The following is a 22,250-nucleotide window of genomic DNA, read 5'->3' as shown; positions in this document are numbered from 1 at the left end:
GCTGGGCTTCTTTATTTTTCTAGTTATTTTCAATTTTTACCATAGACATTTTACTGTTATATGGTTGAGGTCCTTTATTATCTAATGCTCTTTTAGCTGTTTCAATGCTATCATACTTATCATTATATATATAATATTTACTTGTATTTACATCGAAGAAGAAATCGATATTCTTTTGTCCTGCTTCTATAGCACGTTGCACAAACTGGTCTCTTTTCGCTACATCACTATGAACAGCTAATACTAAATAATAACCACTCTCTACATGCTTAACATCTTTAACAATTCGAATGTTACCTGTTAATTCTTCTCCGTAATCAAAATCTTTATCAGATAATGGTAACTGACTTGGCTTTGTAAATTGTTTAATTGAATTTAATGCCGCACGGTCTTTATTGTATCTGTCCTCCTCATTATCGTAAAGTGCACGTTTAATTCTACGCTTACGCTCTATCTCTGTGGCTACTCTTACACTTTCAAACTTATCAAGCACGTTTTCTCTAGTTCGAATCATTTGAAATTGATTTTCTTTTAAAGCATTAATTGTTCTTGAATAGAATATATTTGTTTCATCCCGTTTATCTTTTACTTTTTTAAGTCTTAAACTGTAAAGTGTCTCTAATTCAGCAATTTTTTCATTTTGAGAATTAATCTCATTATCCAATTGCAATTTGATAGATTCCAGTTTCGCATTTTCGGCACTTACACTCTTGAATGCTTTTGGTGCACTCACAATACCTTGCTCGCTTAAATCGTTTTCTTCTTTTAAATCTTTTAAATCTTTTTCTTTTATAATTAACACTTCATTTAACTGAATCATTAATTGCTTTTGAATATTTTGATTTTCTAAAGCCAATCTGGTTACAGCACTTAAAGCATCTGTATTCTCGTCCGTTGGTTCCGGAATAACAATACCACTCTCTTTAACTTCTGACACTTTTTCTGCAGCAACTCTCGCCTGTTCTTCCTGCTCTGCTTTTAATCTAGCGGCTTCAGCTAATCTTGCTTGTTCTTCCTGTTCTGCCTTTAATCTAGCAGCTTCTGCCAATCTCGCCTGTTCTTCTTGCTCTGCTTTCAATCTAGCGGCTTCTGCCAATCTTGCTTGCTCTTCCTGTTCTGCTTTTAATCTAGCAGCTTCTGCTAACCTGGCTTGCTCTTCTTGTTCTGCTTTCAATCTTGCGGCTTCTGCTAATCTCGCTTGCTCTTGCTGTTGTGCTCTTAATCTAGCAGCTTCAGCCAATCTGGCTTGTTCTTCTTGTGCTGCTTTTAATCTAGCAGCTTCTGCTAATCTCGCTTGCTCTTGCTGTTGTGCTCTTAATCTAGCAGCTTCAGCCAATCTAGCTTGTTCTTCTTGTGCTGCTTTTAATCTAGCAGCCTCAGCTAATCTGGCTCGCTCTTCTTGTTCTGCTTTCAGTCTTGCGGCTTCTTCCGCATCTTTATCATCTTTGTTAGCTACTATTTCTGTAGGGATAACAACTTTAGCTATATTAGTATTGTTGGCTTGTTTTTTCTCCTCAATACGTTCAGCAGCAGCAGCTTTTTGTTTTGCTCGTAACTCTACCTTTGCTTGCGCAATAGAATCCAATCTAATTTGCATTAATGCTCTCTCTTCTTCACGTTTGACCGCTAAAGCCTCGCGATCTACCTTAGCTGTAGCTGCATTAGCTTTACGTCTTGCTGCAATTTGTCTGGTGCGCTTATCTTGAATTAAAAGAGCCTCTTCCTGCTCCTCATCACTGTAATTATATCTGTATTGCTTTTTAAATTTATAGGCCAAAGTAAATTCATGAGAATTTCCAAAAGATGATAAATCTCCAACCGCCTTTTCATAATTATATTCAATGGCGATTTGGTTGCTTATATTTATACCTAACCCTGCTGATATCCCATACATGCTATTATATCCTGCTTGAGCCCAAATTCCTTTTGGAACAGCAATCATGGCAAGTCCGGAAATAATGGTCTTGTCCTTTTTAAATTCTGTTCTTAATAGAGCGCTGAATTTGCTTTCATCGAAAAATCCGCGACTGTCCATAAAACCAGTATACATCACATGAGCCTGTAAACCTTGCTCTGGATTTTCTTCCAGTAGATTAGACGATTTTAAGTTATAGGCAACGATATTATTTAATGCTAATCCGAAATCTAAAAATGTTGTCCCGTAATTAATTCCAGGATTTAAAGTTAAAATTGAGTTGTTTGGGATATTTTGTAATGCCGGATCGGAATAATTTGAAACAACACGACCTTCATTAATACCACTTTGGTAAAATCCTAAGTTGGCACCAAAAGTTAGATTACTATCACGGTCTAAAACTACATTGTAGGCATAGTTTACAATGCCTCCAAAAGTGGTAAGGACACCATAATCCTGCTGAAATAAACCGATACCCATACCTCTATTTTCTGCAAACCTTCCGGAGTAGCTAAATAAATAGGTCTGCGGAGCATCATCAAACTGTACCCATTCTCTTTTATTCGTGAATGTGATGAATTTATTCTGCTCACGAACAAAACTAAAGGTCGGATTTATAGCATATTTATTAAACTTTAAAGACGTTCTTACTGGTAATACAAAAGCAACAACACCATTTTCCTGAGCAAAGAAAAACTGCGTCGTCGCTAAAAATAAAATGATATGTAATAAATATTTAGTCATATTATTTTACTACCGTAATGGAACCTTTTTTGACGGCATTATTAGCCGTAGTTATAATGTAATAGTACACTGGATTTATTTCGTTAAAATCTATCTGGTTTTCAGGCCAGTTATTTAAATAATTATTTGTTTGATGAACCACCTTGCCCTGAGCACTCATAATAATGACTTCGGTATTTGACCCACTCGTATACTCTACAGGTATAGTCCAAGTATCGTTAATGCCATCGCCGTTGGGACTAATAATATTCGGGATATTAGACACATCCGGGAAAGGTTCTGTCACAAAAAGTGAAAATAAAAATTCTTCGGAAGCCGCACAGCCACTGGTTTGTGTTACAACAACTTTATAATCACCAGTTTCTGCAGCCGTATAACTGTTACCCGCTGCACCAGAAATTAAATTATTATTTAAATACCATTGAAATGTTGGATTATTGGCGGTAGTAGTTACGGTTGCGGTTAACGCTTCCCCTTCCTGAATGGAATTGGTTTCATCAACATCTATAGAACTTGTAAATCCAGACGTTTCTAATGTAATAGACGCCGTGGTAGAACATTGTCCCAAATCTATACTCACAGAATATGTTCCAGATTCGTCAGTTACATAAGTCTGACTGGTTGCTCCGTCAATCTTTTTTCCATCTTTAAACCACTGATAAGCATCAGCATTTATAGTACTTAAAGTTGTTGCGCCTTCGGCGGAACAATACGGATTTCCTAAACTTGAACTGATTTCAGAACTCGTTCCAGATGAAGCTTCAGAAATTGTTACTCGGTTAGAATAGGAATCGGAAGTACATGACCCATAATTCGTTTCACAATAATACGTTCCTGCGCTTGTTACATTAAAAGTTTCGCCTGATCCAACTAATGTAGAGGTTGTTGAACTAGTTTCTCTATACCAGTTAAATGTTAAAGAAGGATATTTTAAAGGAGAATCATTATCGCCAGTACCAGGATTATCAATCGTTAATAAATAACTACCACCGGCACAAAAGGCTGCTGTACCAATTAAATTGTTGATAGTAAAAGGGCTATCCTGAATTTTATAATAAGCAGGAAACGACACAGAACCAACACTTGTTGCTGATGGAGAACTACTTTTTACTCTAATTTTGTATGATTCTCCTGCCGTATCTGATGGTAATGAAAACTGAACTGTTGCAGGTGAAATATTATACTGTCCGGCATTTGTTTTGAGTATAACTTGTCCATTAGCAAAACTACCATTGGCATCAGACAATTCGATAGTGAATTGATTGCTACCGCTCGCCGCGATATCAGCTGAAAAGCTAAACGTGGTATAATAGGTATTAAATGAGGGACTCGCACAGGCCTGAGTAAAACCCAAACTTGGTGTACTAATCGTTTGAGCGTAAGTAAAGTTAATTACACTTGCAAAAAAAACGATAAAGCCTATAAAAGTAAAGTTCCTCATTACTATTCGTTTTTAAATAAAACTCCAAGAAATAATATCACCTTAGTTATAAGCTATTACCAAAAATTCTTTGCTCCTAGTTTTTCAAAAACCACAGAGCAAAGGAATTCTTATTTATATTAATAGTAAATTTGGGATTAAAAGATCTGGAGCTATAATTTTCTTATTAAATCTTAATCAAATTAAACCGAACCGTGGTTAGTCCTTTTCGTTTGATGCTATAATTTTATTAATACGTAATCTAAAATCTGGACGTCTTTCATTTTTTAGATCGATAAACGTTTCAGAATTCTGACTTTTCGAATATACATTAAAGAAAGCACTGTTTCCGTACCAGTTTTCAAGATCCTCATTATTAGAATTGTTCTCTACAAATATATTTCCATTACAATTATTGAAATACATATCTGTAAACTTAATTTTTTCTAAGTTTCCTTGGTTGATAGCTATTTTATCTTCGAAGATAACTGCTGGATTAAATCCCGAAATCACACTCTTATTCATATCTAATGACGCACTTTGTGCTACATAAACCGCTTCCTTCACCAATCCTTTATCGATATCTGCTTTTAAATCATCACTATTATTTAACATGGTTAAATTTTTAGCAACAACGCTGGTTTGCTTTTTGGTAAAATCTACATCTTCTATTTTATCAAAAGACGATACGTATAAACATCTTGTACCTGCAGTACTTGAAGATATATAAGGAGATCTCACAGCTAATGAATTGTTTAATACACCTTGAGCTCCGTAGTTAAATTTGAAATCATTATTTGTTGCACGGTAAGAGACCATTTTAGTCATATTTACTTCTCCGCCCCAAATCTCAAATGAATTTCCAGCAGCATAAGACACCATAATATTCTCCAAAACAGTTTCACTACCTACACTGGCAAGTAACAAACCATTTAACTGCGTTCCGTTTTTTTGCTTTTTACCAGCATACTCAATTCTTACATATTTTAAAATACCTGAATTACTGTTTGGGTTCTCTCCTCCATAATTAATATATGGATAAGATGATGAATTCAAATTGTTATAATATGAAATCACAGATCCTTTTCCGAATTTATTTGTAGGAGCATCACCTAAAATCATAATTCCTCCCCAGTCTCCTGCTCTTTTTAAACTTCTGTTAGAAGTAAAAATAATAGGATCGGTTTCAGTACCTTCAGCAATAATTGCAGAACCTTTAGCAATAGTTAAAGTTGCTTTAGAATCATAATCACCTAAAATAACAGTTCCAGGCTCAATAGTAAGTGTAGCATTATTAGTAACAAATACATTACCTAATAATAAATACACATCGCGCTTGGTTAACTTAGTATCTTCTGTAATGTTTCCAGCTAATATTTGTGTGGCTTCTCCGAAATCAGATGTATTAGACCTAAAATCAGTCCAGCCATACAACCAGTTATCAGAACCAATAATTCCCTTTTCCTGCTGAGCGAACAAGCTCCCAAATGCAAGAAGGAATATCCATATTGAGTGAGTAAAGTTTTTCATAGTTACGGTTTTATGATTAAAACTAATAAGATTTTACTTCAAATATATAACCAAAAATATAAAAATATCCCATGAAATACCTTTTTTTTCGTTAAAATACACTTTTTAACAAAATTTTAAGAGATTAACAGCCGTTAAACCATAAGATTCTGTAATATATTTTTGATTTATTTAATTTTTAATGTCATTGTATACATCAAATTTCAAAGCTCAGCACTTTCAATAGAATTCAACCACATTAAAAACATCAATTGTTTTCAAAAAAAATCTTCAAGCTTGAAAACAAACCCGAAGACCTTTATATTATTTTATGTTTTATTAATTGTATTCGCTATACTCATGTAAGGATTTCATAATATCCTCATAGAAAATAATAGCTGAAATTAATTTATTAGTATCTGAATACGGCAAAAATTTCTTGTGAAATTCTCCTGTATTTTCTAAATATTCATCTGTTGATTTAAATTGATGTTCTAAGGCATGTTTATTATCCTTGTCATTTGGTATCCCCAAGGTCTCCAGAGTAACACCTGGTTTGGTTGCGAAAGCAATATACGGCAACATTTTAACCAGACTCTCTATACGCTCCATATAAAGACCCAACAAATCACCTTTTGGCATTCTGTCCAGCTCATCTTTACTATGATACTTTTTAATAGCCACTTTTGCACTAATAATATTTAGCGCCTCATCTTTCTTATGTTGAGCGTATCCTACACCAACTGCTAAGAAAAAACTAAAACTGAATAAAATAATTTTCACTTTCATGGTTAACATTTAGGGATTGTATTTTACAAAAATATGCAATTAATCGTCAAAAACAAGCTTTTTATCGATATTTTTAAAATTTAACACAAAATATCACAAAAAAACGGAATCTCCAAAACCTAAGAATCTATTTACATACAGTAAACACAATAGGTTACAGATTTTAATTTAATTAAATACAAATTTAGATTTTACACCTAACAATATTACAAACAAAAAAAGGCGGGTTTTAAACCCGCCTTTTTACAATATAGATAACTAATACCTTATTTCACTTCTTCGAAATCAACATCTTCTACATCGCTTGCTTCTCCAGCTTGTCCGTTTTGACTTGCATCAGGTCCTGCTTGCGCACCACCTTGCTGAGCTTCAGCTTGTGCTTTGTACATTTCTTCACTAGCTGCTTTCCATGCTTCATTAATTTTTTCTAAAGCAGGATCAATAACCGCAACATCTTTAGTTTCGAAAGCTTTTTTCAATTCTTCTAACGCATCTTCAATTGGCTTTTTCTTATCATCTGATAATTTATCACCAAACTCTTTAAGCTGATTTTCTGTTTGGAAAATCATAGCATCAGCAGCGTTTAATTTTTCAGCTTTTTCTTTTGCTAATTTATCAGCTTCAGCATTAGCCTCAGCCTCTTGTTTCATCTTTTGGATTTCTTCTTCTGTTAATCCTGAAGATGCCTCGATACGGATATCCTGAGTTTTGTTTGTTGCTTTATCTGTTGCTGTAACATGAATAATACCGTTTGCATCGATATCGAAAGTTACTTCAATTTGAGGTGTTCCTCTTTTTGCCGGCGGAATACCATCTAAATGGAAACGTCCGATAGTTTTGTTATCAGCCGCCATAGCACGCTCACCTTGTAACACATGGATTTCTACCGATGGCTGGTTATCTGCCGCTGTAGAGAATACCTGTGATTTTTTAGTAGGGATTGTTGTATTAGCTTCGATAAGCTTAGTCATAACATTACCCATAGTTTCGATACCTAATGATAATGGGGTTACGTCTAATAATAATACATCTTTAACATCTCCTGTTAATACACCCCCCTGGATACCTGCTCCTAAAGATACTACCTCGTCTGGGTTAACTCCTTTACTTGGTGCTTTACCAAAGAATTTCTCAACAGCCGCTTGTACTGCAGGAATACGAGTTGAACCTCCTACCAAGATAACTTCATCAATATCACTTTTACTTAAACCAGCAGCTTTTAATGCAGACTCACATGGCGCGATAGTACGTTTTACTAAATCGTCGATTAATTGCTCGAATTTAGCACGAGTTAACGTACGTACTAAGTGCTTAGGTCCTGTAGCCGTAGCTGTAATATACGGTAAGTTGATTTCTGTCTGAGCAGAAGATGATAATTCAATCTTAGCTTTTTCAGCAGCTTCTTTTAAACGTTGTAAAGACATTGCATCTTTACGTAAGTCCATATCTTCTTCAGCTTTAAACTCATCAGCTAACCAGTTAATGATTTTCTCATCTACATCGTCACCACCTAAGTGCGTATCTCCATCTGTAGATAATACTTCAAATACACCGTCACCTAACTCAAGAATAGAAACGTCATGTGTACCACCACCAAAGTCGAATACTACGATTTTCTGGTCAGTACCTTTTTTATCTAAACCATAAGCTAAAGCTGCTGCTGTAGGCTCGTTAATAATACGACGTACTTTTAAACCTGCAATCTCACCAGCTTCTTTTGTAGCCTGACGTTGAGAATCGTTAAAGTAAGCTGGCACAGTAATTACTGCTTCACTTACATCTTGACCTAAATAATCCTCAGCCGTTTTCTTCATTTTTTGAAGAATCATAGCTGATAATTCCTGAGGTGTATATAAACGACCATCGATATCTACACGTGGTGTATCGTTATCTCCTTTTACTACTGTATATGGTACGCGTTCTGCTTCTTTTTGTGATTCAGAATATTTATTACCCATAAAACGTTTAATAGAATAAACTGTTTTGTTTGGGTTAGTTACTGCTTGACGTTTAGCAGGATCTCCAACTTTAATTTCTCCTCCTTCAACAAAAGCGATAACTGATGGTGTAGTACGCTTACCTTCTGCGTTTGGGATTACAACCGGCTCGTTACCTTCCATTACAGAAACGCAAGAGTTTGTTGTTCCTAAATCGATTCCAATAATTTTACTCATAATATTTTTTATTAATTGTGTTGAATGTTCATTTTTAAATTCGTTAGCTAAAAGTCAATGATTATGCCATTTCAAAAAAACTGACATCATGTCACTTTAGTAATTTATCCGTCTAAAAACAATACTTATAATTAAGAACTATTCTATGATTGTACTTTTTTAATTACAAAAATGGTAGTATATTAGAAGTAAACTTATTGACTAACCGTAATGATTAAAAAACTAAGTCTACTAGTAACATTGTTCCTGTGTTTTTTTATAGCAAACGCCCAAGAAAGCACGTCACATGACAAAAAGCACAAAGACTCAACCAAAGAAAAAAAGATTGAGTTAAAAATTATGCCATACCTAAGCTATAATCGTAATTTAAAAGTCATGCTTGGCGTTATTCCAATGGCAAATTACAGATTAAACCCCAAAGACACTATTTCACCCAAATCTATGTCGGGAATTGCAGGAGTTTACACGACAAACGGATCGTACTTTGCAACCGTTTTTAACCGCTGGTTTTTAAATGAAAACAAATGGCGTATTGCCTTTTTTGCTGTTACCGGAAATCATATTTCTCAATTTTTCATGGAAGATGTTGACGTTAGCGGATTTTACGATTACAATACCAACACAACTATGGCTAGCGTAGCGGTTAAAAGAAAAATAACAGAATCTTTTTATGGAGGGATTACTTATACCTATTCCTTTTTTGATACCGTATACGAAGATGATGTACAACCTGCATCTAAAACAAAAACAAATGCAGTAGAACTAAATATGCTTTACGACTCCAGGAACTCACAGTATTACCCAACCAAAGGAATCAATACTCAGGTTCGGTTAATCACTTATCCTGAATGGTTTGGTAATGAAAACAGTGCCAATAAATTTGTTACCAACTACAACACCTACTTTCCTATGCGCCAAAACAATGATGTACTTGCTGCACGTTTCTCTGGTCAATTCGGTTTAGGAGATGTACCCTTTGAGCAACAGGAAACTATTGGAGGCAAGGATATTCGCGGGTATTCTGAAGGGAAATACCGTGGAGATGGATTAATTTCTCTTCAAGGAGAGTACCGCTACAATTTTAATCAAAAAATGGGAGTAGTTGGCTTTGCTGGAATCGCAACCATTTATGGTTCAACAAACGAAAATTTCGATTGGGATGCATACCCTGGTTTCGGTGTTGGTTATCGTTATAATGTTTTTAGTGGAATGAAATTCAATATAGGACTCGATGCCGCCGTAGGTAAAGGCGATTGGGGAATCTATTTCAGAATTGGTGAATCGTTTTAATTAAAAAAGTATTCGTAAATTTATTACAAATAAATACTTAGCTATGAAAAAACTTATTTACCTTTTCGCTTTATCCATAAGCTTTTTAGCTTGTGAAGGTCCTCAAGGACCTCCTGGGCTTCCAGGTTCCGATGGTGGATTATTTGTTGCCAGTGCTTTTGAAATTGAAATAAATTTTAATGCCGCCAACAACTACGAATATATTGAAAACTATGGTTTCGATGTCTACCCTTCCGATGTGGTTATGGTTTACATTTCTTGGGAAACCGATAATGGTCAGGATATTTGGCGTGCCTTACCACAAACAACCTATTTCAACGAAGGAACTTTAATTTACAATTTCGACTTTACTCAGGACGATGTCCGTTTCTTTTTAGATGGCGATATAGACTTTAGTATTTTAGCTAGTGAATGGACACAAAACCAGGTATTCCGTGTCGTGGTTATCCCTGCAGATAATGTAGATGGATTAGATTTAAATAACTACAATAATGTTATTGAATCTCTAAATATTCAATCTTTGAAAGCGCAATAAACAAAAAACATAAGTGTCTTAAAACCCCTTAATTAAAAGGGGTTTTTACGTTTTTTTAAAGTTTTTTTAACTAAAAACCGCACACAAGTTCTTGTATATTTGCGAGGATTCAAATTTTACAACATGGAATGTATTTCGGTTTTTGATATGCTAAAAATTGGTGTTGGACCTTCAAGTTCGCACACGCTTGGGCCCTGGCGTGCTGCCGAGCAATGGATTAACGAATTAAAGCAAAAAAACCGTTTCGATACCGTTGAAAGTATATCTGTAGATCTTTATGGTTCATTAAGTTTAACCGGAAAAGGGCATGCTACCGATTATGCCATAATGCTTGGTTTGAGTGGTGCTGACCCCGAAACTGTACCGACAGAAAATATTCAAACGATCATAGATACCATTAAATCTTCTAAAACTATTCAGTTTAACAATGAAAAGTCTTTAGATTTTGATTCTTCGGTAAATATAAAATTCAACAAAAAGTTTCTGCCATTCCATGCTAATGCCCTTGTATTTACAGCAAGAATTGATGGTAAAAACAAAAAATCGACCTTTTACTCTATAGGTGGCGGTTTTGTTGTAAAAGAAGAACGTAAAAATGCCAAAAGAAATAAAGAGTTACTAAAATCGTTTCCGTATCCTATTACTTTAGGAACCGATCTTATCGACTATTCTAAAAAATTAAATTTACCCATCTCAGATATCGTTTTAGAAAACGAAAAATCAATAAGAACAGAAGCTGAAATTGACTTTGAACTAAAACGTATTTGGGAAACCATGCTAGAATGCATGTATATTGGTTGTCATACCGAAGGCAATCTTCCTGGAGGCTTAAATGTAAGACGTCGTGCTCATGATGTACACCAGAAACTTAAAGGCGATTTACCATATAACACCCCTCAGGAATGGCTTGAAACCATTCGTAAAACCGAAGTAAAATTTCGTGCTATTTTAAAATGGGTAAGCTGCTTTGCACTGAGTGTAAACGAAGTAAATGCCTCTTTAGGACGTGTAGTAACAGCGCCTACAAACGGAAGTGCAGGTGTTATTCCTGCCGTTTTAATGTATTACATGGTTATTGAAAATCATCAGGCTGATTTTAACCACATCAAAAAATTTCTACTTGTGGCCGGAGAAATTGGCAGCATCTTTAAAAAAGGCGCCACTATTTCTGCTGCTATGGGTGGTTGTCAGGCCGAAATCGGTGTATCGTCTGCCATGGCTGCGGGAGCATTAACCGAACTTTTAGGAGGTACCCCTGAACAGGTTTTAATCGCTGCCGAAATTGCTATGGAGCATCATTTGGGTTTAACCTGCGACCCTATCGGTGGTTTGGTTCAAGTGCCATGTATCGAACGAAACTCTATGGGTGCTATTAAAGCTATTAATGCCGCCGAATTAGCTTTAGACACCGATCCCGCAAATGCCAAAGTACCTTTAGACAAGGTCGTTTCAACCATGTGGGAAACCGCTAAAGACATGAATTCCAAATACAAAGAAACCTCTGAAGGCGGCTTAGCTATTGGCGTTAATTTAGTGGACTGTTAGTTTAACCTTCATTACAACCTTGTCGGCGACGCGTATCAATCAAATAAATAATTTTCCAGGTGCCGTTATCATTAAACAACTGAAAATTATTTACACCACAATGACTGAATGTGTCGTTAAACCAAAATTCATAAGGTGTCCAAACATTAGCCATAGTGCCATCCACCTGTATTTTATAATCTAACAGGCGTTCATCCCATTTTTGATCACTGGTTCTTTTGGTTATGGCTTCAAAAAGCTTATCAGGTTTATCTGTCATTAAAACAGCCTTACCTTCTTTCGTTGTATATGTGGTTTGCAAAATAACATCACCCATCATAACCGACTTCATCAGGGTAGTATCACCCTTATGAAAACCTTCAAAAAACGTATCAACGGCATATTTAGCTTTCAATTCTTCATCTTCTTGTCCGTAAAGCATTGAAGTAATGAGTAAAACGAGATAAAAAATAAAGCGTGCCATAAAGTTCAGTTTTTACTAAAATTAAATCAAAACAGTCAGGTATTCATTCATTTAAAGAAAAGTTTAACAGAACATTCTATTTTTATTACATTTACGTTTTTGCCTAAAATAAGCTTAAAATCCAACTGTAAAACCTTACTAAATATAAAGACTTTAAAATGAAGAAGATTAGTTTTCTAATTATTGCATTGTTACTGCTTTCATGTAACCAACAAACAAAAACAACACATTCTGAAACCTCTGAAACATCAAATCAAGAAGATGTTTTTCCTGACGGCACGACAATTTCAGATTGGTTTAAAGACGACTCCAAAATAAATCCTTCCGATTTAGGTACATTTTATTCTATTACTGATTACGGCTGTGTAATCGATAGCACTAAATTGCAAACTGAAGCTATTCAGCATACTATCGATGAAGCATACCGAAATGGTGGTGGCGTTGTAGTCATTCCTAAAGGTGTATTTTTAAGTGGCGCATTATTTTTTAAACCTAATACACATTTACATGTGGAAGAAGGTGCTGTTTTAAAAGGTTCAGACAATATCGACGATTACCCATTCATTCCATCAAGAATAGAAGGCCAAAGCATTGAATATTTTGCAGCCTTAATCAATGCAAAAGCTGTTGACGGATTTACTATTACCGGAACCGGAATCATAGATGGTAACGGATTAAACTATTGGAAAGCCTTCTGGAAACGTCGTGAAGAAAACCCTAAATGTACCAATCTGGAAGTTTCAAGACCGCGTTTGGTCTTTATCTGGAAATGCAACAATGTACAGTTACAGGATGTGAAACTACGTAATTCCGGATTTTGGTCAAGTCACTACTACCAGTGTAACAATGTAAAAATATTAGATTTACGTATCACTTCACCACATCAACCTATAAAAGCTCCAAGTACCGATGCTATTGATATTGATGTTTGTAATAATGTTTTAGTAAAAGGCTGTTATATGGCGGTTAACGACGATGCCATTGCTTTAAAAGGTGGAAAAGGCCCATGGGCAGATAAAGATGCAAGTAACGGCGAAAACACAAACATTATTATTGAAGATTGCGAGTTTGGTTTCTGTCATGCGGCATTAACCAACGGAAGTGAAGCCATACACAACAAAAATATTGTCATGCGTAATTGTAAAGTTACCGATGCCAAACGTTTACTATGGTTAAAAATGCGCCCGGATACTGCTCAGCATTACGAGTACATAACTGTTGAAAATATTACCGGACAAGCCCACAGTTTTATTTATATTAAGCCCTGGACACAATTTTTCGATTTAAAAGGACGTGAAGATGTACCCTTATCCTTTTCAGATCATATCACGATGAGAAACATTAATTTAGACTGTGACATTTTTTACGACATGAAAATTACCGAATATGACAAACTTTCAAATTTCAATTTCGAAAACATTAAAGTAACGGCTAAAAATGGCGAATACGACAAGTCAATTATTGAAAATGTTACCTTTAATAACGTTGAAGTTAATGGTGAATTAATTAAGTAAAAGCATGAAATATATAAAATTGCTGTTACTATCTTTTGTCCTCTTTAATAGCTTATTTATAAATGCACAAAACTCACCTGCACCAATTAAACTGGTGCAGTTTGTTTTAACGCCAAATCACTCCAATTGGAATTATGATTTAAAAGAAAATGCCATCGTAAAGATTGCAGTTTTAAAATATGGCATTCCAGTAAATAATACAAAAGTAATTTACGAATTTGGTAATGACGAAATGCTTCCTGACAAAACGGGTACACTCCTGTTAAAAACAGGAACAGCAGAAATCAATATTGGCACGTTGAAAACCCCAGGTTTTAGACAACTAAAAGTCAAAACCATTATTGATGGGCACACCTACCGAGATCAGGTAAAAGTTGGGTTCTCCCCTTTCGAAATTCAGGCAACAGTAGAAAACCCGAAAGATTTTGATGCCTTCTGGGAACAAGCTATAGAAACAAACAAATCAATTCCCTTAGAGCCTGTAACGACTCATAAACCTGAATTCTCTACGCCTGCGGTTGATGTATATTTAGTACGATTACAGAATTACAAAAAAGGAAAATTTATTTACGGTTATTTAAGCAAACCTAAGGACAATAAAAAACATCCGGTTTTGTTTAATCCGCCAGGTGCCGGAGTTAAAAAAATAAATGCCATAACGTCCTTTGCAGAAGAAGGCTTTATAAGTTTTACAACAGAAATTCACGGCATATCCCCTGAATTATCTAAACAAGACTACAAATCGATTAGTAATGCCATAGGCGATTACTGGAGCATTAATCTTGATGACAAAGACCAGTATTATTATAAAAGTGTTTATTTAGGCTGTGTACGTGCTATTGATTTTTTAACCAGTTTACCTGAATTTGATGGTAAAAACGTGGTGGTTACCGGAGGCAGTCAAGGTGGGGCTTTAAGTATGATTACTGCTGCTTTAGACAAACGCGTCACTGCGGTTTCAGCCTTCTATCCTGCTCTATGCGACAATTCTGGATATTTAAACCAACGTGCCGGTGGGTGGCCACATATGTTCAGTTCAAAATACCAATTTGCGACTCCTGAAAAACTAAATACTATGCAGTATTACGATGTGGTAAACTTCGCTAAACGCATCCGTATTCCTGGTTTTTATTCTACTGGTTATAATGACAACACCTGTCCACCAACATCCGTATTATCAGCGTTTAATAGTATCAACGCTAAAAAAGAAATCGTCATCACGCCTATTTCAGGACACTGGCGTTTTCCTGAAACCAACGAAAAGTCTATAAAATGGCTTAAACAAACCTGTGGTATCGACTAACATTTTAGTACTTTTGCACTCTATCTTAAAAAATTAATACAATGTCTACTGCAAAAAAAGAATATAAACGTATTACAGTCAAAACTTTAGTTGACATGAAAGCTAATGGTGAAAAAATTTCGATGCTTACGGCATACGACTATACCATGGCTAAAATTGTTGATGGTGCTGGTGTTGACGTGATCCTTGTTGGAGATTCTGCCAGTAACGTTATGGCAGGTCACGAAACCACATTACCTATTACTTTAGATCAGATGATTTATCATGCGTCTTCAGTAATTCGTGCTGTTGAACGTGCTTTGGTTGTTGTAGATTTACCATTTGGTTCTTACCAGAGTGACCCAAAAGAAGCCCTGCGTTCTGCCATTAGGATCATGAAAGAAAGCGGCGGACACGCTGTTAAACTTGAGGGCGGAAAAGAAATAAAAGAATCCATTAAACGTATTTTACACGCTGGTATTCCAGTTATGGGACACCTTGGATTAACACCACAATCGATTTATAAATTCGGAACGTATACCGTTCGTGCTAAGGAGGAAGAAGAAGCTAAACGCTTAATTGAAGATGCAAAAATGCTTGAAAAAGTTGGCTGTTTTGCGATTGTTCTTGAAAAAATCCCGGCGAAATTAGCGAAACAAGTTGCCGAAAGTGTAAGCATTCCAATTATTGGTATTGGCGCTGGTAATGGCGTTGATGGTCAGGTGTTAGTAGTTCACGATATGTTAGGCATGACTCATGAATTCCATCCGCGTTTTTTACGTCGCTATATGAATTTATATGAAGGCATGACTTCAGCGATTTCTCAGTATGTTGATGATGTGAAAACCCTTGATTTTCCTAGTGATCAAGAGCAATATTAATTTCTAACGCTTAGAGATGTCTAAAGTTTTATCTAACAAATCCAACCTCCAGGTCTTATTTGAAGACAATCACATTATTGTGGTGAATAAAAGAGCTGGAGATATTGTGCAAGGCGATAAAACTGGAGATAAACCACTTAGCGACGTTGTTAAAGCGTATATAAAAGACAAGTATAACAAACCCGGTAATGTGTATTTGGGCGTCGTACACCGCTTAGACAGACCTACTACCGGGCTTGTTATCTTTGCTAAAACCAGCAAGGTGTTACCACGCTTGAACGCCCTTTTTGTATCGAAAGACATACATAAAACCTATTGGGCAATTGTAAAAAATGAACCTCCGAAACCAAGTGACACCTTAATTAACTGGTTAAAGAAAAACCCAAAGAATAACAAATCTACCGCTTTCCCTAAGGAAGTAAAAGACAGCAAAAAAGCTGTTTTACACTACAAAACTTTAAATCAACTCGATAATTATTACCTGCTTGAAGTGAATCTGGAAACCGGAAGACATCATCAAATTCGTTCACAATTATCGAATATTGGATGCCCGATAAAAGGGGATTTAAAATACGGATTCGACCGTAGTAATAAAGATGGAAGCATCCATTTGCATGCCAGACATATTACATTTGAACACCCCGTAAAAAAAGAACCTGTAAGTATTACGGCGCCATTACCTAACGATCCGATTTGGGACGCCTGTAAGTAGGATCTCTTCAATTACTCAGACTAAAACTAAAGGGGATAATTTAATATTAACTTTACCCCTTCTCCTTCCTGAGACTGCAGGTTAATGTCGGCGTTTATTAAAGTGGCGCGGCTGCGCATGTTAATTAATCCGGAGCCTTTTTCTGCTTCATCGACATCAAAACCTTTGCCGTCATCTGTTAAAGTAACGATTAGATTTTCTGGTTGATAGTTCAATCGGACTTTAATATTATCGGCTTCGGAATATTTTACGGAATTCGATAAAAACTCCTGAATAATCCTAAAAATAATGATTTCGTGTTTTCTGTTTTTAAACTCAATTTTATTTCCAATAATTTCCAGTTCTGCCGATTTAAATTTCATTTTCTTCAGTCGGTTTAACTCGTTGGTAATTGACTTTTCAAACCCTTGATTTAAAACTACTTCGTTATTCAAGGTTTTAGACAATGCTCGAACTTCAGCCAAACTTTCCTTTAAAGCTTCAGTAGTATCTTTAAACTTTTCTTTGGTCTCATTATCTACCTGCATTTTTAAAATACTGAGCTGCATATTGGCAAACGACAGTAATTGCCCGATATTATCGTGCAGCTCCCACCCTACGTTTTTAAGGGTTTGTTCCTGTGTTTCGGTTTGTGCCTGAACAATCTCGGCTTCAAAAGCCTGCTCCTGCTCGAGTTTTTCCAGCATCAGTTTATTTTTTCGTTTTAAAAACACGACAAAAAAGATTACCACCAATGCCGTAACGATAAATAATACCGAAACCGAATAAATTAATAAATACCGCTCTGAAGCCGTACTAGCTAATCGTTCTGTGGTTTGCACCATAATAAAGCAAATGTAAAAGTTAAATACATAAAAATATTAGCCATTAAATACAACATATTTCTGGTTGCTCTAAATTCCAAATCATTATTTGATCCATAAATTTCAAAAAACAAAATAGGAGTTGTTATTAGCCACCAGATAAAAATAGTAAAACTGATGTAAAAATTAATAGACTTGTAAAAAGTTAAAATTTTATCGCTCAACAGAATTTCTATAAAATAAAATATAGAGCACATAAATATGATTATAGCTCCCAAAATACTAATTATTGGAAAGAACATAATAAAAAATGCTTCCCAATTCATAAAAATATACCCTACAGAAAACACCAAAAATACAATAGAGCTATACTTTATTATAGATTTAAAAATAGACGTATTTAAAACCTTTTGATAATAAAAACTAAAAAACAAAATAGCTCCAATATCCCAAAACAATGTTACCCACCACCAAGTACCAGAAATGACAGTATTTTTCAAAAAGCTTAAAATTCCGTCATTTTTAATGAGTAAATAATAATTTGATATAAAATCACAAATTGTTAAGTAGGTTAAAAACCATATGAAATATTTAACCTGTGTATCTTTATAATATTTATACAACAACAAACCAACAATAGCAGGAAGTATTTCTACGAGAGTAGTTAAAATCAATCTATGTTTATAGATAATGTCTTCCACCTGTTGTTAGATTTAGGCTAATACCGCTTCAGTATCTTTCTTCGGTCTACACCAAATTAAAGCGAAAGTAAAGGTTAAATACATAAATACATTAGCTATTAAGTACAATAACTTTCTTGTAATTCTAAAATTTTCATCACCATGAGAACCATAAATTTCATAAAATACAATTGGAGTCACTATCAACCACCAAATAAAAATGGCTAAACTAATATAAAAGTCCAGTGTCCTGTAAAATGTTAAAATTCTATCGCTCAGCAAAATCTCAAGAAAATAAAAAATACTACACATAAAAATTACGATAGCTCCTAAGACACTTATTATTGGAAAAAAAACTTTGAAATAAGCTTGCCAGTGCGTTAAAATATATCCTATTGAAAACAGTAAAAAACTATAGGTACTGTATTTAATAATTTTTTTGAAAATAGAATTGGTTAAAACTTGGTTGTAATAAAAACCAAAAAACAGAATAGCCCCAATTTTCCAGTATAACGTGGTCCACCAATAGTTAGAAACCAAAGCTGTACCTTCTAAAAAGCTAAAGATCCCGTCATTTTTTATACAAAAAGTATAGAGACTAACAAAATCGCAAATGGACAAATACACTAAAAACCAAATAAAATATTTAACAGCTGTATGTCTGTACTTTGCATAAAGTATTAAACCTGTTACAGCTGCTAAACATTCTACTAAGCTAGTAATTAAAGAATAATTTTTAAGTAAGAAATCTTGCAAAAGCTATTTAAATTTAAACTAATGAAACTTCTGTTTTTTTCTCCGGTCTACACCAGATTAAAGCCAACGTAAAGGTTAGATACATAGCTATATTGGCGATTAAATACATTAGGCTCTGTAATTTTCTAAATACCATGTCTCCGCCTCCAAAATAAATTCCATAAAACACAAAAGGCGTTGTAATGGTCCACCAGATAAAAAATGCGAAACCGATATAGAAATTTAATGACCTATAAAAGTTTAAAATTTTATCGCTCAGCAATACTTCAATAAAATAAAACATGACACACATGAATACTACTAAAGCTCCCGTAACATTTATAACAGGAAAAAAAATCTTGAAAAATGCTTCCCAATGGGTGAAAACCCATATAAACGACATTAAAACAAAAGCAGAAGTAGTGTATTTAATTATAGTTTTAAACACTGAATTATTTAAAATCTTACTAAAATAAAATGACACAAAAACAATTGCCCCTATAAACCAATACAAAGTAGCAAACCAGTAATTTTGCACAAAAACTGTACCCTCTAAAAAACTAAAAAGTCCGTCGTCTTTAATACATCGCGTGTAATTACTGGCAAAATCACAGATGGATAAATACCATAAAAACCATATAAAATATTTAGCAGCTGTATGCTTATACTTATTATAAAGTATTAACCCCGTTACAGCTGCCGAATATTCCACAATAGTAGTTAGCAAAAGATAATTTTCAAGTAAAAAATCTTTCAATTTGTCTATAATTAAATTTTATCAAGGATAATCGCCTTGACCACCTCCACCTACGTTAAGCGGGTCTACAGGAATAGGTTCTTCTCTCTGTAAAGAAATATTAACACTACTTGCCTGATTTGTATTTTTATGTCCTATAGGCGCAATAAACATGGTTGTTAAATCTTGTTTTGATTGCCCGGCATTTTTACCATACACCCCAAGATATACACGAATACCTGTAAAAGAATACCCCAAGGTGTCGGCTTCCTGTTGTGCCCAGGCTAAATAGTCCTTGATATCGTCTAAAGACCATTCTACAGAACGCGTATCTTCTTTAGTGGCACCTTGCGCTTTAGCCGCCGAATCGACTGCTTTTTTTCGGTACTTTGTCCAGTTATTATTAAGTATAATAGCCTGATCCACCGGAATGACCCCTTTTGGTTTAATTACTACTGGTACCGCTTCCTTAACAGGTTTAGGAGTTAAAAAGAAGGTGAGTAAACCTCCTATAACGACACCAAGAAATACATAACTTAATTTTTTCATATTTAATTGGTTTGTGAGTTTTTAGGTGTAATAAAAGTATAAAAAAGATTTCACTAAATAGGTATTTATTGATTACTCTAGTAATCCTTTTCATATTATTCGAAGTTTATAACTGTACTATATTTCACTTCATTAATCACAAACATGCTGTGTGTACTCCCAATATGACTGATGCTCGTGAGTTTGGTTACCATGAATTCCCTGAAAGCTGTCATGTCTTCAACCATAACTTTAAGCAGGTAATCGTACTCCCCACTAATATGATGACATTCCAAAACTTCATTTAATTTTGCCACTTCATTTTCAAATTTTATAACTACATCCTGCGCATGCTTTTCCAGTTTAATATGGCAAAACGCCACAAATGCCTTATTCACCTGATGCTTATTTACTAAAGCTACATATTTGCTAATAAAACCTTCTTTTTCCAGTTTTTTAATGCGCTCGTAAACGGCAGTAACCGATAAATTTAATTTATTAGCCAGTTCCTTGTTGGTTTGTTTACTATCGGTTTGTAAAAGCTCTAAAAGCTTTTTATCGATACTATCAAAAATCATAACAGAAAATTTTTCATTAAAAATTCATTCGAGACTATAATATCTTTAAAATAATCTACATAAACACTAAATTATAGATTTATAATCTAACATATCACAAAACTGTTGTAATTCCTTCTAAATACTTGTAATTTAAAGTCTACTTTAAACTCAAACCGCTATGACTTTTAAACCCGCAAATAACATTCAGGATTTACAGTATTTTGGTGAATTTGGAGGTGTAAACCCATCCATTTCCGATTCATCAACCTATACGTTTTTATCGGCAAAAACCATGTTCGATACTTTTGAGGGCAATGCCGATGGTTGCTACCTGTACTCCAGACACTCCTCGCCTTCTAATTTATATTTAGGTGAAGCCCTTGCTGCCATGGAAGGCACTGAGACTGCCAATGTAACAGCTTCAGGAATGGGTGCGATAACTTCGGTGCTTTTGCAATTATGCGGAAGCGAAGATCATATTGTTTCAAGCCGTACGATTTATGGCGGAACCTATGCCTTTATGAAAAATTTCATGCCTCGATTTAATATTTCAACTTCATTTATAGACATTACGGATTTAAATGCTGTTGAAGCTGCTATAACAAAACACACGAAAGTTATTTACTGTGAATCTGTAAGTAATCCGTTATTAGAAGTTGCAGATATTAAAAGCTTATCGCAACTCGCAAAAAAGCATAACCTGAAACTGGTGGTCGATAATACCTTTTCTCCCCTGTCTATTGCTCCAAAGACCTTAGGTGCCGATGTGGTAATTCATAGTTTAACAAAATTCATAAACGGCTCCAGTGATACCGTTGGCGGCGTAGTTTGTGGCACACAGGACTTTATAAACGATTTACGAAATGTAAATAACGGAGCAGCTATGTTGCTGGGACCAACCATGGATAGCCTGCGTGCGGCATCCATTTTAAAAAACTTAAGAACCTTACATATACGTATGCAACAACATAGTAAAAACGCTTTATTCTTAGCTAGAAAATTTGAAGCTAATGGTTTAAAAACCGTGTATCCGGGTTTAGAATCGCATCCGTCTCATGAATTATTTAAAAGCATGATGAATGAAACTTACGGTTTTGGTGGTATGCTTACCATAGATGTTGGCAATTTAGATACTGCCAATGCCCTAATGGAACTCATGCAACATAAAAACTTAGGCTATTTAGCGGTTAGTTTAGGTTTTTACAAAACTTTATTTTCGGCACCAGGAACATCAACTTCTTCAGAAATTCCAATAGAAGAGCAACAAAAAATGGGCTTAAGCAATGGATTAATACGTTTTTCCATTGGTTTAGATGCCGATATAGAACGCACATATTCGATAATGCGAAAATGCATGGAAGAACTAGGTGTTCTTCAACCTTCAATGGTTTAAAACCATTTAAACAAAAAACATTAAGACAACTTTTTTAGGTTG

General features: G+C 34.9%; 19 protein-coding genes. 8 read left to right on the top strand and 11 right to left on the bottom strand.

Features of this window, described 5'->3' with window-relative positions:
• Nucleotides 1–19: 19 nt before the first annotated feature.
• From R1X58_RS13405 to dnaK, 5 genes are all read right to left on the bottom strand, one after another.
• On the bottom strand, nucleotides 20–2,659 hold the full coding sequence (locus R1X58_RS13405) for a PorP/SprF family type IX secretion system membrane protein (protein ID WP_240574188.1): 2,640 nt from the start codon (nucleotides 2,657–2,659) through the stop codon (nucleotides 20–22).
• A gap of 1 nt (nucleotide 2,660) precedes the next feature.
• Complete coding sequence (locus tag R1X58_RS13400; RefSeq protein WP_240574190.1) at nucleotides 2,661–4,100, bottom strand: T9SS type B sorting domain-containing protein; 1,440 nt, start codon at nucleotides 4,098–4,100, stop codon at nucleotides 2,661–2,663.
• 198 nt (nucleotides 4,101–4,298) lie between these two features.
• A complete protein-coding gene (locus R1X58_RS13395) occupies nucleotides 4,299–5,609 on the bottom strand; it encodes a hypothetical protein (RefSeq protein WP_240574192.1) in 1,311 nt (436 codons plus the stop codon).
• Nucleotides 5,610–5,927: 318 nt separating this feature from the next.
• Nucleotides 5,928–6,377, bottom strand: coding sequence for a hypothetical protein (locus tag R1X58_RS13390; protein ID WP_240574195.1), 450 nt, complete (start codon nucleotides 6,375–6,377; stop codon nucleotides 5,928–5,930).
• 266 nt (nucleotides 6,378–6,643) lie between these two features.
• Nucleotides 6,644–8,551 carry a molecular chaperone DnaK gene (dnaK, locus tag R1X58_RS13385; RefSeq protein WP_240574198.1) on the bottom strand — a complete coding sequence of 636 codons (1,908 nt, stop codon included), beginning with the start codon at nucleotides 8,549–8,551 and terminating at the stop codon, nucleotides 6,644–6,646.
• A 339-nt stretch (nucleotides 8,552–8,890) separates the two neighbouring features.
• On the opposite strand from dnaK, the gene R1X58_RS13380 reads away from it, so the two are divergent.
• The 3 genes from R1X58_RS13380 (at nucleotide 8,891) to R1X58_RS13370 (ending at nucleotide 11,921) form a co-directional block, all read left to right on the top strand.
• Complete coding sequence (locus tag R1X58_RS13380; RefSeq protein ID WP_240574216.1) at nucleotides 8,891–9,841, top strand: BamA/TamA family outer membrane protein; 951 nt, start codon at nucleotides 8,891–8,893, stop codon at nucleotides 9,839–9,841.
• Nucleotides 9,842–9,884: 43 nt separating this feature from the next.
• A complete protein-coding gene (locus R1X58_RS13375; RefSeq protein WP_240574219.1) occupies nucleotides 9,885–10,376 on the top strand; it encodes a hypothetical protein in 492 nt (163 codons plus the stop codon).
• Between the two features lie 123 nt (nucleotides 10,377–10,499).
• Nucleotides 10,500–11,921, top strand: a complete 1,422-nt coding sequence (locus R1X58_RS13370) for an L-serine ammonia-lyase (protein ID WP_240574237.1) — start codon at nucleotides 10,500–10,502, stop codon at nucleotides 11,919–11,921.
• 1 nt (nucleotide 11,922) lies between these two features.
• Here the strand turns inward: R1X58_RS13370 and R1X58_RS13365 are convergent, their stop codons facing one another.
• Nucleotides 11,923–12,384, bottom strand: coding sequence for a nuclear transport factor 2 family protein (locus R1X58_RS13365; protein WP_240574240.1), 462 nt, complete (start codon nucleotides 12,382–12,384; stop codon nucleotides 11,923–11,925).
• A 158-nt stretch (nucleotides 12,385–12,542) separates the two neighbouring features.
• On the opposite strand from R1X58_RS13365, the gene R1X58_RS13360 reads away from it, so the two are divergent.
• From R1X58_RS13360 to R1X58_RS13345, 4 genes are read left to right on the top strand one after another with little or no spacing between them, the layout of a single operon-like run.
• Nucleotides 12,543–13,898: a rhamnogalacturonidase gene (locus tag R1X58_RS13360; protein WP_240574243.1), complete on the top strand. Its 1,356-nt coding sequence runs from the start codon at nucleotides 12,543–12,545 to the stop codon at nucleotides 13,896–13,898.
• A 4-nt stretch (nucleotides 13,899–13,902) separates the two neighbouring features.
• Nucleotides 13,903–15,201 carry an acetylxylan esterase gene (locus R1X58_RS13355; RefSeq protein WP_240574246.1) on the top strand — a complete coding sequence of 433 codons (1,299 nt, stop codon included), beginning with the start codon at nucleotides 13,903–13,905 and terminating at the stop codon, nucleotides 15,199–15,201.
• Nucleotides 15,202–15,242: 41 nt separating this feature from the next.
• The gene (gene panB / locus R1X58_RS13350; protein WP_188215535.1) at nucleotides 15,243–16,061 is read left to right on the top strand and encodes a 3-methyl-2-oxobutanoate hydroxymethyltransferase; all 819 of its coding nucleotides are present in this window, start codon (nucleotides 15,243–15,245) and stop codon (nucleotides 16,059–16,061) included.
• A 16-nt stretch (nucleotides 16,062–16,077) separates the two neighbouring features.
• Nucleotides 16,078–16,773 (top strand): RluA family pseudouridine synthase, encoded by a 696-nt coding sequence (locus R1X58_RS13345; protein WP_240574249.1) that lies wholly within the window; start codon nucleotides 16,078–16,080, stop codon nucleotides 16,771–16,773.
• 26 nt (nucleotides 16,774–16,799) lie between these two features.
• Here R1X58_RS13345 and R1X58_RS13340 read toward each other — a convergent pair whose 3' ends face one another.
• The 5 genes from R1X58_RS13340 to R1X58_RS13320 all read right to left on the bottom strand — a co-directional run bounded on the left by R1X58_RS13340 (nucleotide 16,800) and on the right by R1X58_RS13320 (nucleotide 20,833).
• Entirely contained in the window at nucleotides 16,800–17,597 is a 798-nt protein-coding gene (locus R1X58_RS13340) for a sensor histidine kinase (protein WP_240574252.1), read from the bottom strand.
• Nucleotides 17,598–18,289: 692 nt separating this feature from the next.
• Entirely contained in the window at nucleotides 18,290–19,012 is a 723-nt protein-coding gene (locus R1X58_RS13335; RefSeq protein ID WP_240574258.1) for a hypothetical protein, read from the bottom strand.
• 13 nt (nucleotides 19,013–19,025) lie between these two features.
• Nucleotides 19,026–19,748, bottom strand: a complete 723-nt coding sequence (locus R1X58_RS13330) for a hypothetical protein (protein WP_240574261.1) — start codon at nucleotides 19,746–19,748, stop codon at nucleotides 19,026–19,028.
• 21 nt (nucleotides 19,749–19,769) lie between these two features.
• On the bottom strand, nucleotides 19,770–20,276 hold the full coding sequence (locus tag R1X58_RS13325; RefSeq protein ID WP_240574264.1) for a hypothetical protein: 507 nt from the start codon (nucleotides 20,274–20,276) through the stop codon (nucleotides 19,770–19,772).
• Between the two features lie 95 nt (nucleotides 20,277–20,371).
• Nucleotides 20,372–20,833: an Lrp/AsnC family transcriptional regulator gene (locus R1X58_RS13320; protein ID WP_240574266.1), complete on the bottom strand. Its 462-nt coding sequence runs from the start codon at nucleotides 20,831–20,833 to the stop codon at nucleotides 20,372–20,374.
• Between the two features lie 160 nt (nucleotides 20,834–20,993).
• On the opposite strand from R1X58_RS13320, the gene R1X58_RS13315 reads away from it, so the two are divergent.
• Nucleotides 20,994–22,208, top strand: coding sequence for an aminotransferase class I/II-fold pyridoxal phosphate-dependent enzyme (locus tag R1X58_RS13315; protein WP_240574269.1), 1,215 nt, complete (start codon nucleotides 20,994–20,996; stop codon nucleotides 22,206–22,208).
• Nucleotides 22,209–22,250 lie beyond the last annotated feature (42 nt).

Source organism: Aestuariibaculum lutulentum (assembly GCF_032926325.1).
GTDB lineage: Bacteria > Bacteroidota > Bacteroidia > Flavobacteriales > Flavobacteriaceae > Aestuariibaculum > Aestuariibaculum lutulentum.
Note: the sequence above shows the minus strand (reverse complement) of the source record. Positions and strands in the feature narration are given on the sequence as shown.

Coding starts and splice junctions, on each gene's coding strand:
- R1X58_RS13405 (WP_240574188.1), bottom strand. CDS start 2,659: ATGACTAAATATTTATTACATATCATTTTATTTTTAGCGACGACGCAG.
- R1X58_RS13400 (WP_240574190.1), bottom strand. CDS start 4,100: ATGAGGAACTTTACTTTTATAGGCTTTATCGTTTTTTTTGCAAGTGTA.
- R1X58_RS13395 (WP_240574192.1), bottom strand. CDS start 5,609: ATGAAAAACTTTACTCACTCAATATGGATATTCCTTCTTGCATTTGGG.
- R1X58_RS13390 (WP_240574195.1), bottom strand. CDS start 6,377: ATGAAAGTGAAAATTATTTTATTCAGTTTTAGTTTTTTCTTAGCAGTT.
- dnaK (WP_240574198.1), bottom strand. CDS start 8,551: ATGAGTAAAATTATTGGAATCGATTTAGGAACAACAAACTCTTGCGTT.
- R1X58_RS13380 (WP_240574216.1), top strand. CDS start 8,891: ATGCCATACCTAAGCTATAATCGTAATTTAAAAGTCATGCTTGGCGTT.
- R1X58_RS13375 (WP_240574219.1), top strand. CDS start 9,885: ATGAAAAAACTTATTTACCTTTTCGCTTTATCCATAAGCTTTTTAGCT.
- R1X58_RS13370 (WP_240574237.1), top strand. CDS start 10,500: ATGGAATGTATTTCGGTTTTTGATATGCTAAAAATTGGTGTTGGACCT.
- R1X58_RS13365 (WP_240574240.1), bottom strand. CDS start 12,384: ATGGCACGCTTTATTTTTTATCTCGTTTTACTCATTACTTCAATGCTT.
- R1X58_RS13360 (WP_240574243.1), top strand. CDS start 12,543: ATGAAGAAGATTAGTTTTCTAATTATTGCATTGTTACTGCTTTCATGT.
- R1X58_RS13355 (WP_240574246.1), top strand. CDS start 13,903: ATGAAATATATAAAATTGCTGTTACTATCTTTTGTCCTCTTTAATAGC.
- panB (WP_188215535.1), top strand. CDS start 15,243: ATGTCTACTGCAAAAAAAGAATATAAACGTATTACAGTCAAAACTTTA.
- R1X58_RS13345 (WP_240574249.1), top strand. CDS start 16,078: ATGTCTAAAGTTTTATCTAACAAATCCAACCTCCAGGTCTTATTTGAA.
- R1X58_RS13340 (WP_240574252.1), bottom strand. CDS start 17,597: ATGGTGCAAACCACAGAACGATTAGCTAGTACGGCTTCAGAGCGGTAT.
- R1X58_RS13325 (WP_240574264.1), bottom strand. CDS start 20,276: ATGAAAAAATTAAGTTATGTATTTCTTGGTGTCGTTATAGGAGGTTTA.
- R1X58_RS13320 (WP_240574266.1), bottom strand. CDS start 20,833: ATGATTTTTGATAGTATCGATAAAAAGCTTTTAGAGCTTTTACAAACC.
- R1X58_RS13315 (WP_240574269.1), top strand. CDS start 20,994: ATGACTTTTAAACCCGCAAATAACATTCAGGATTTACAGTATTTTGGT.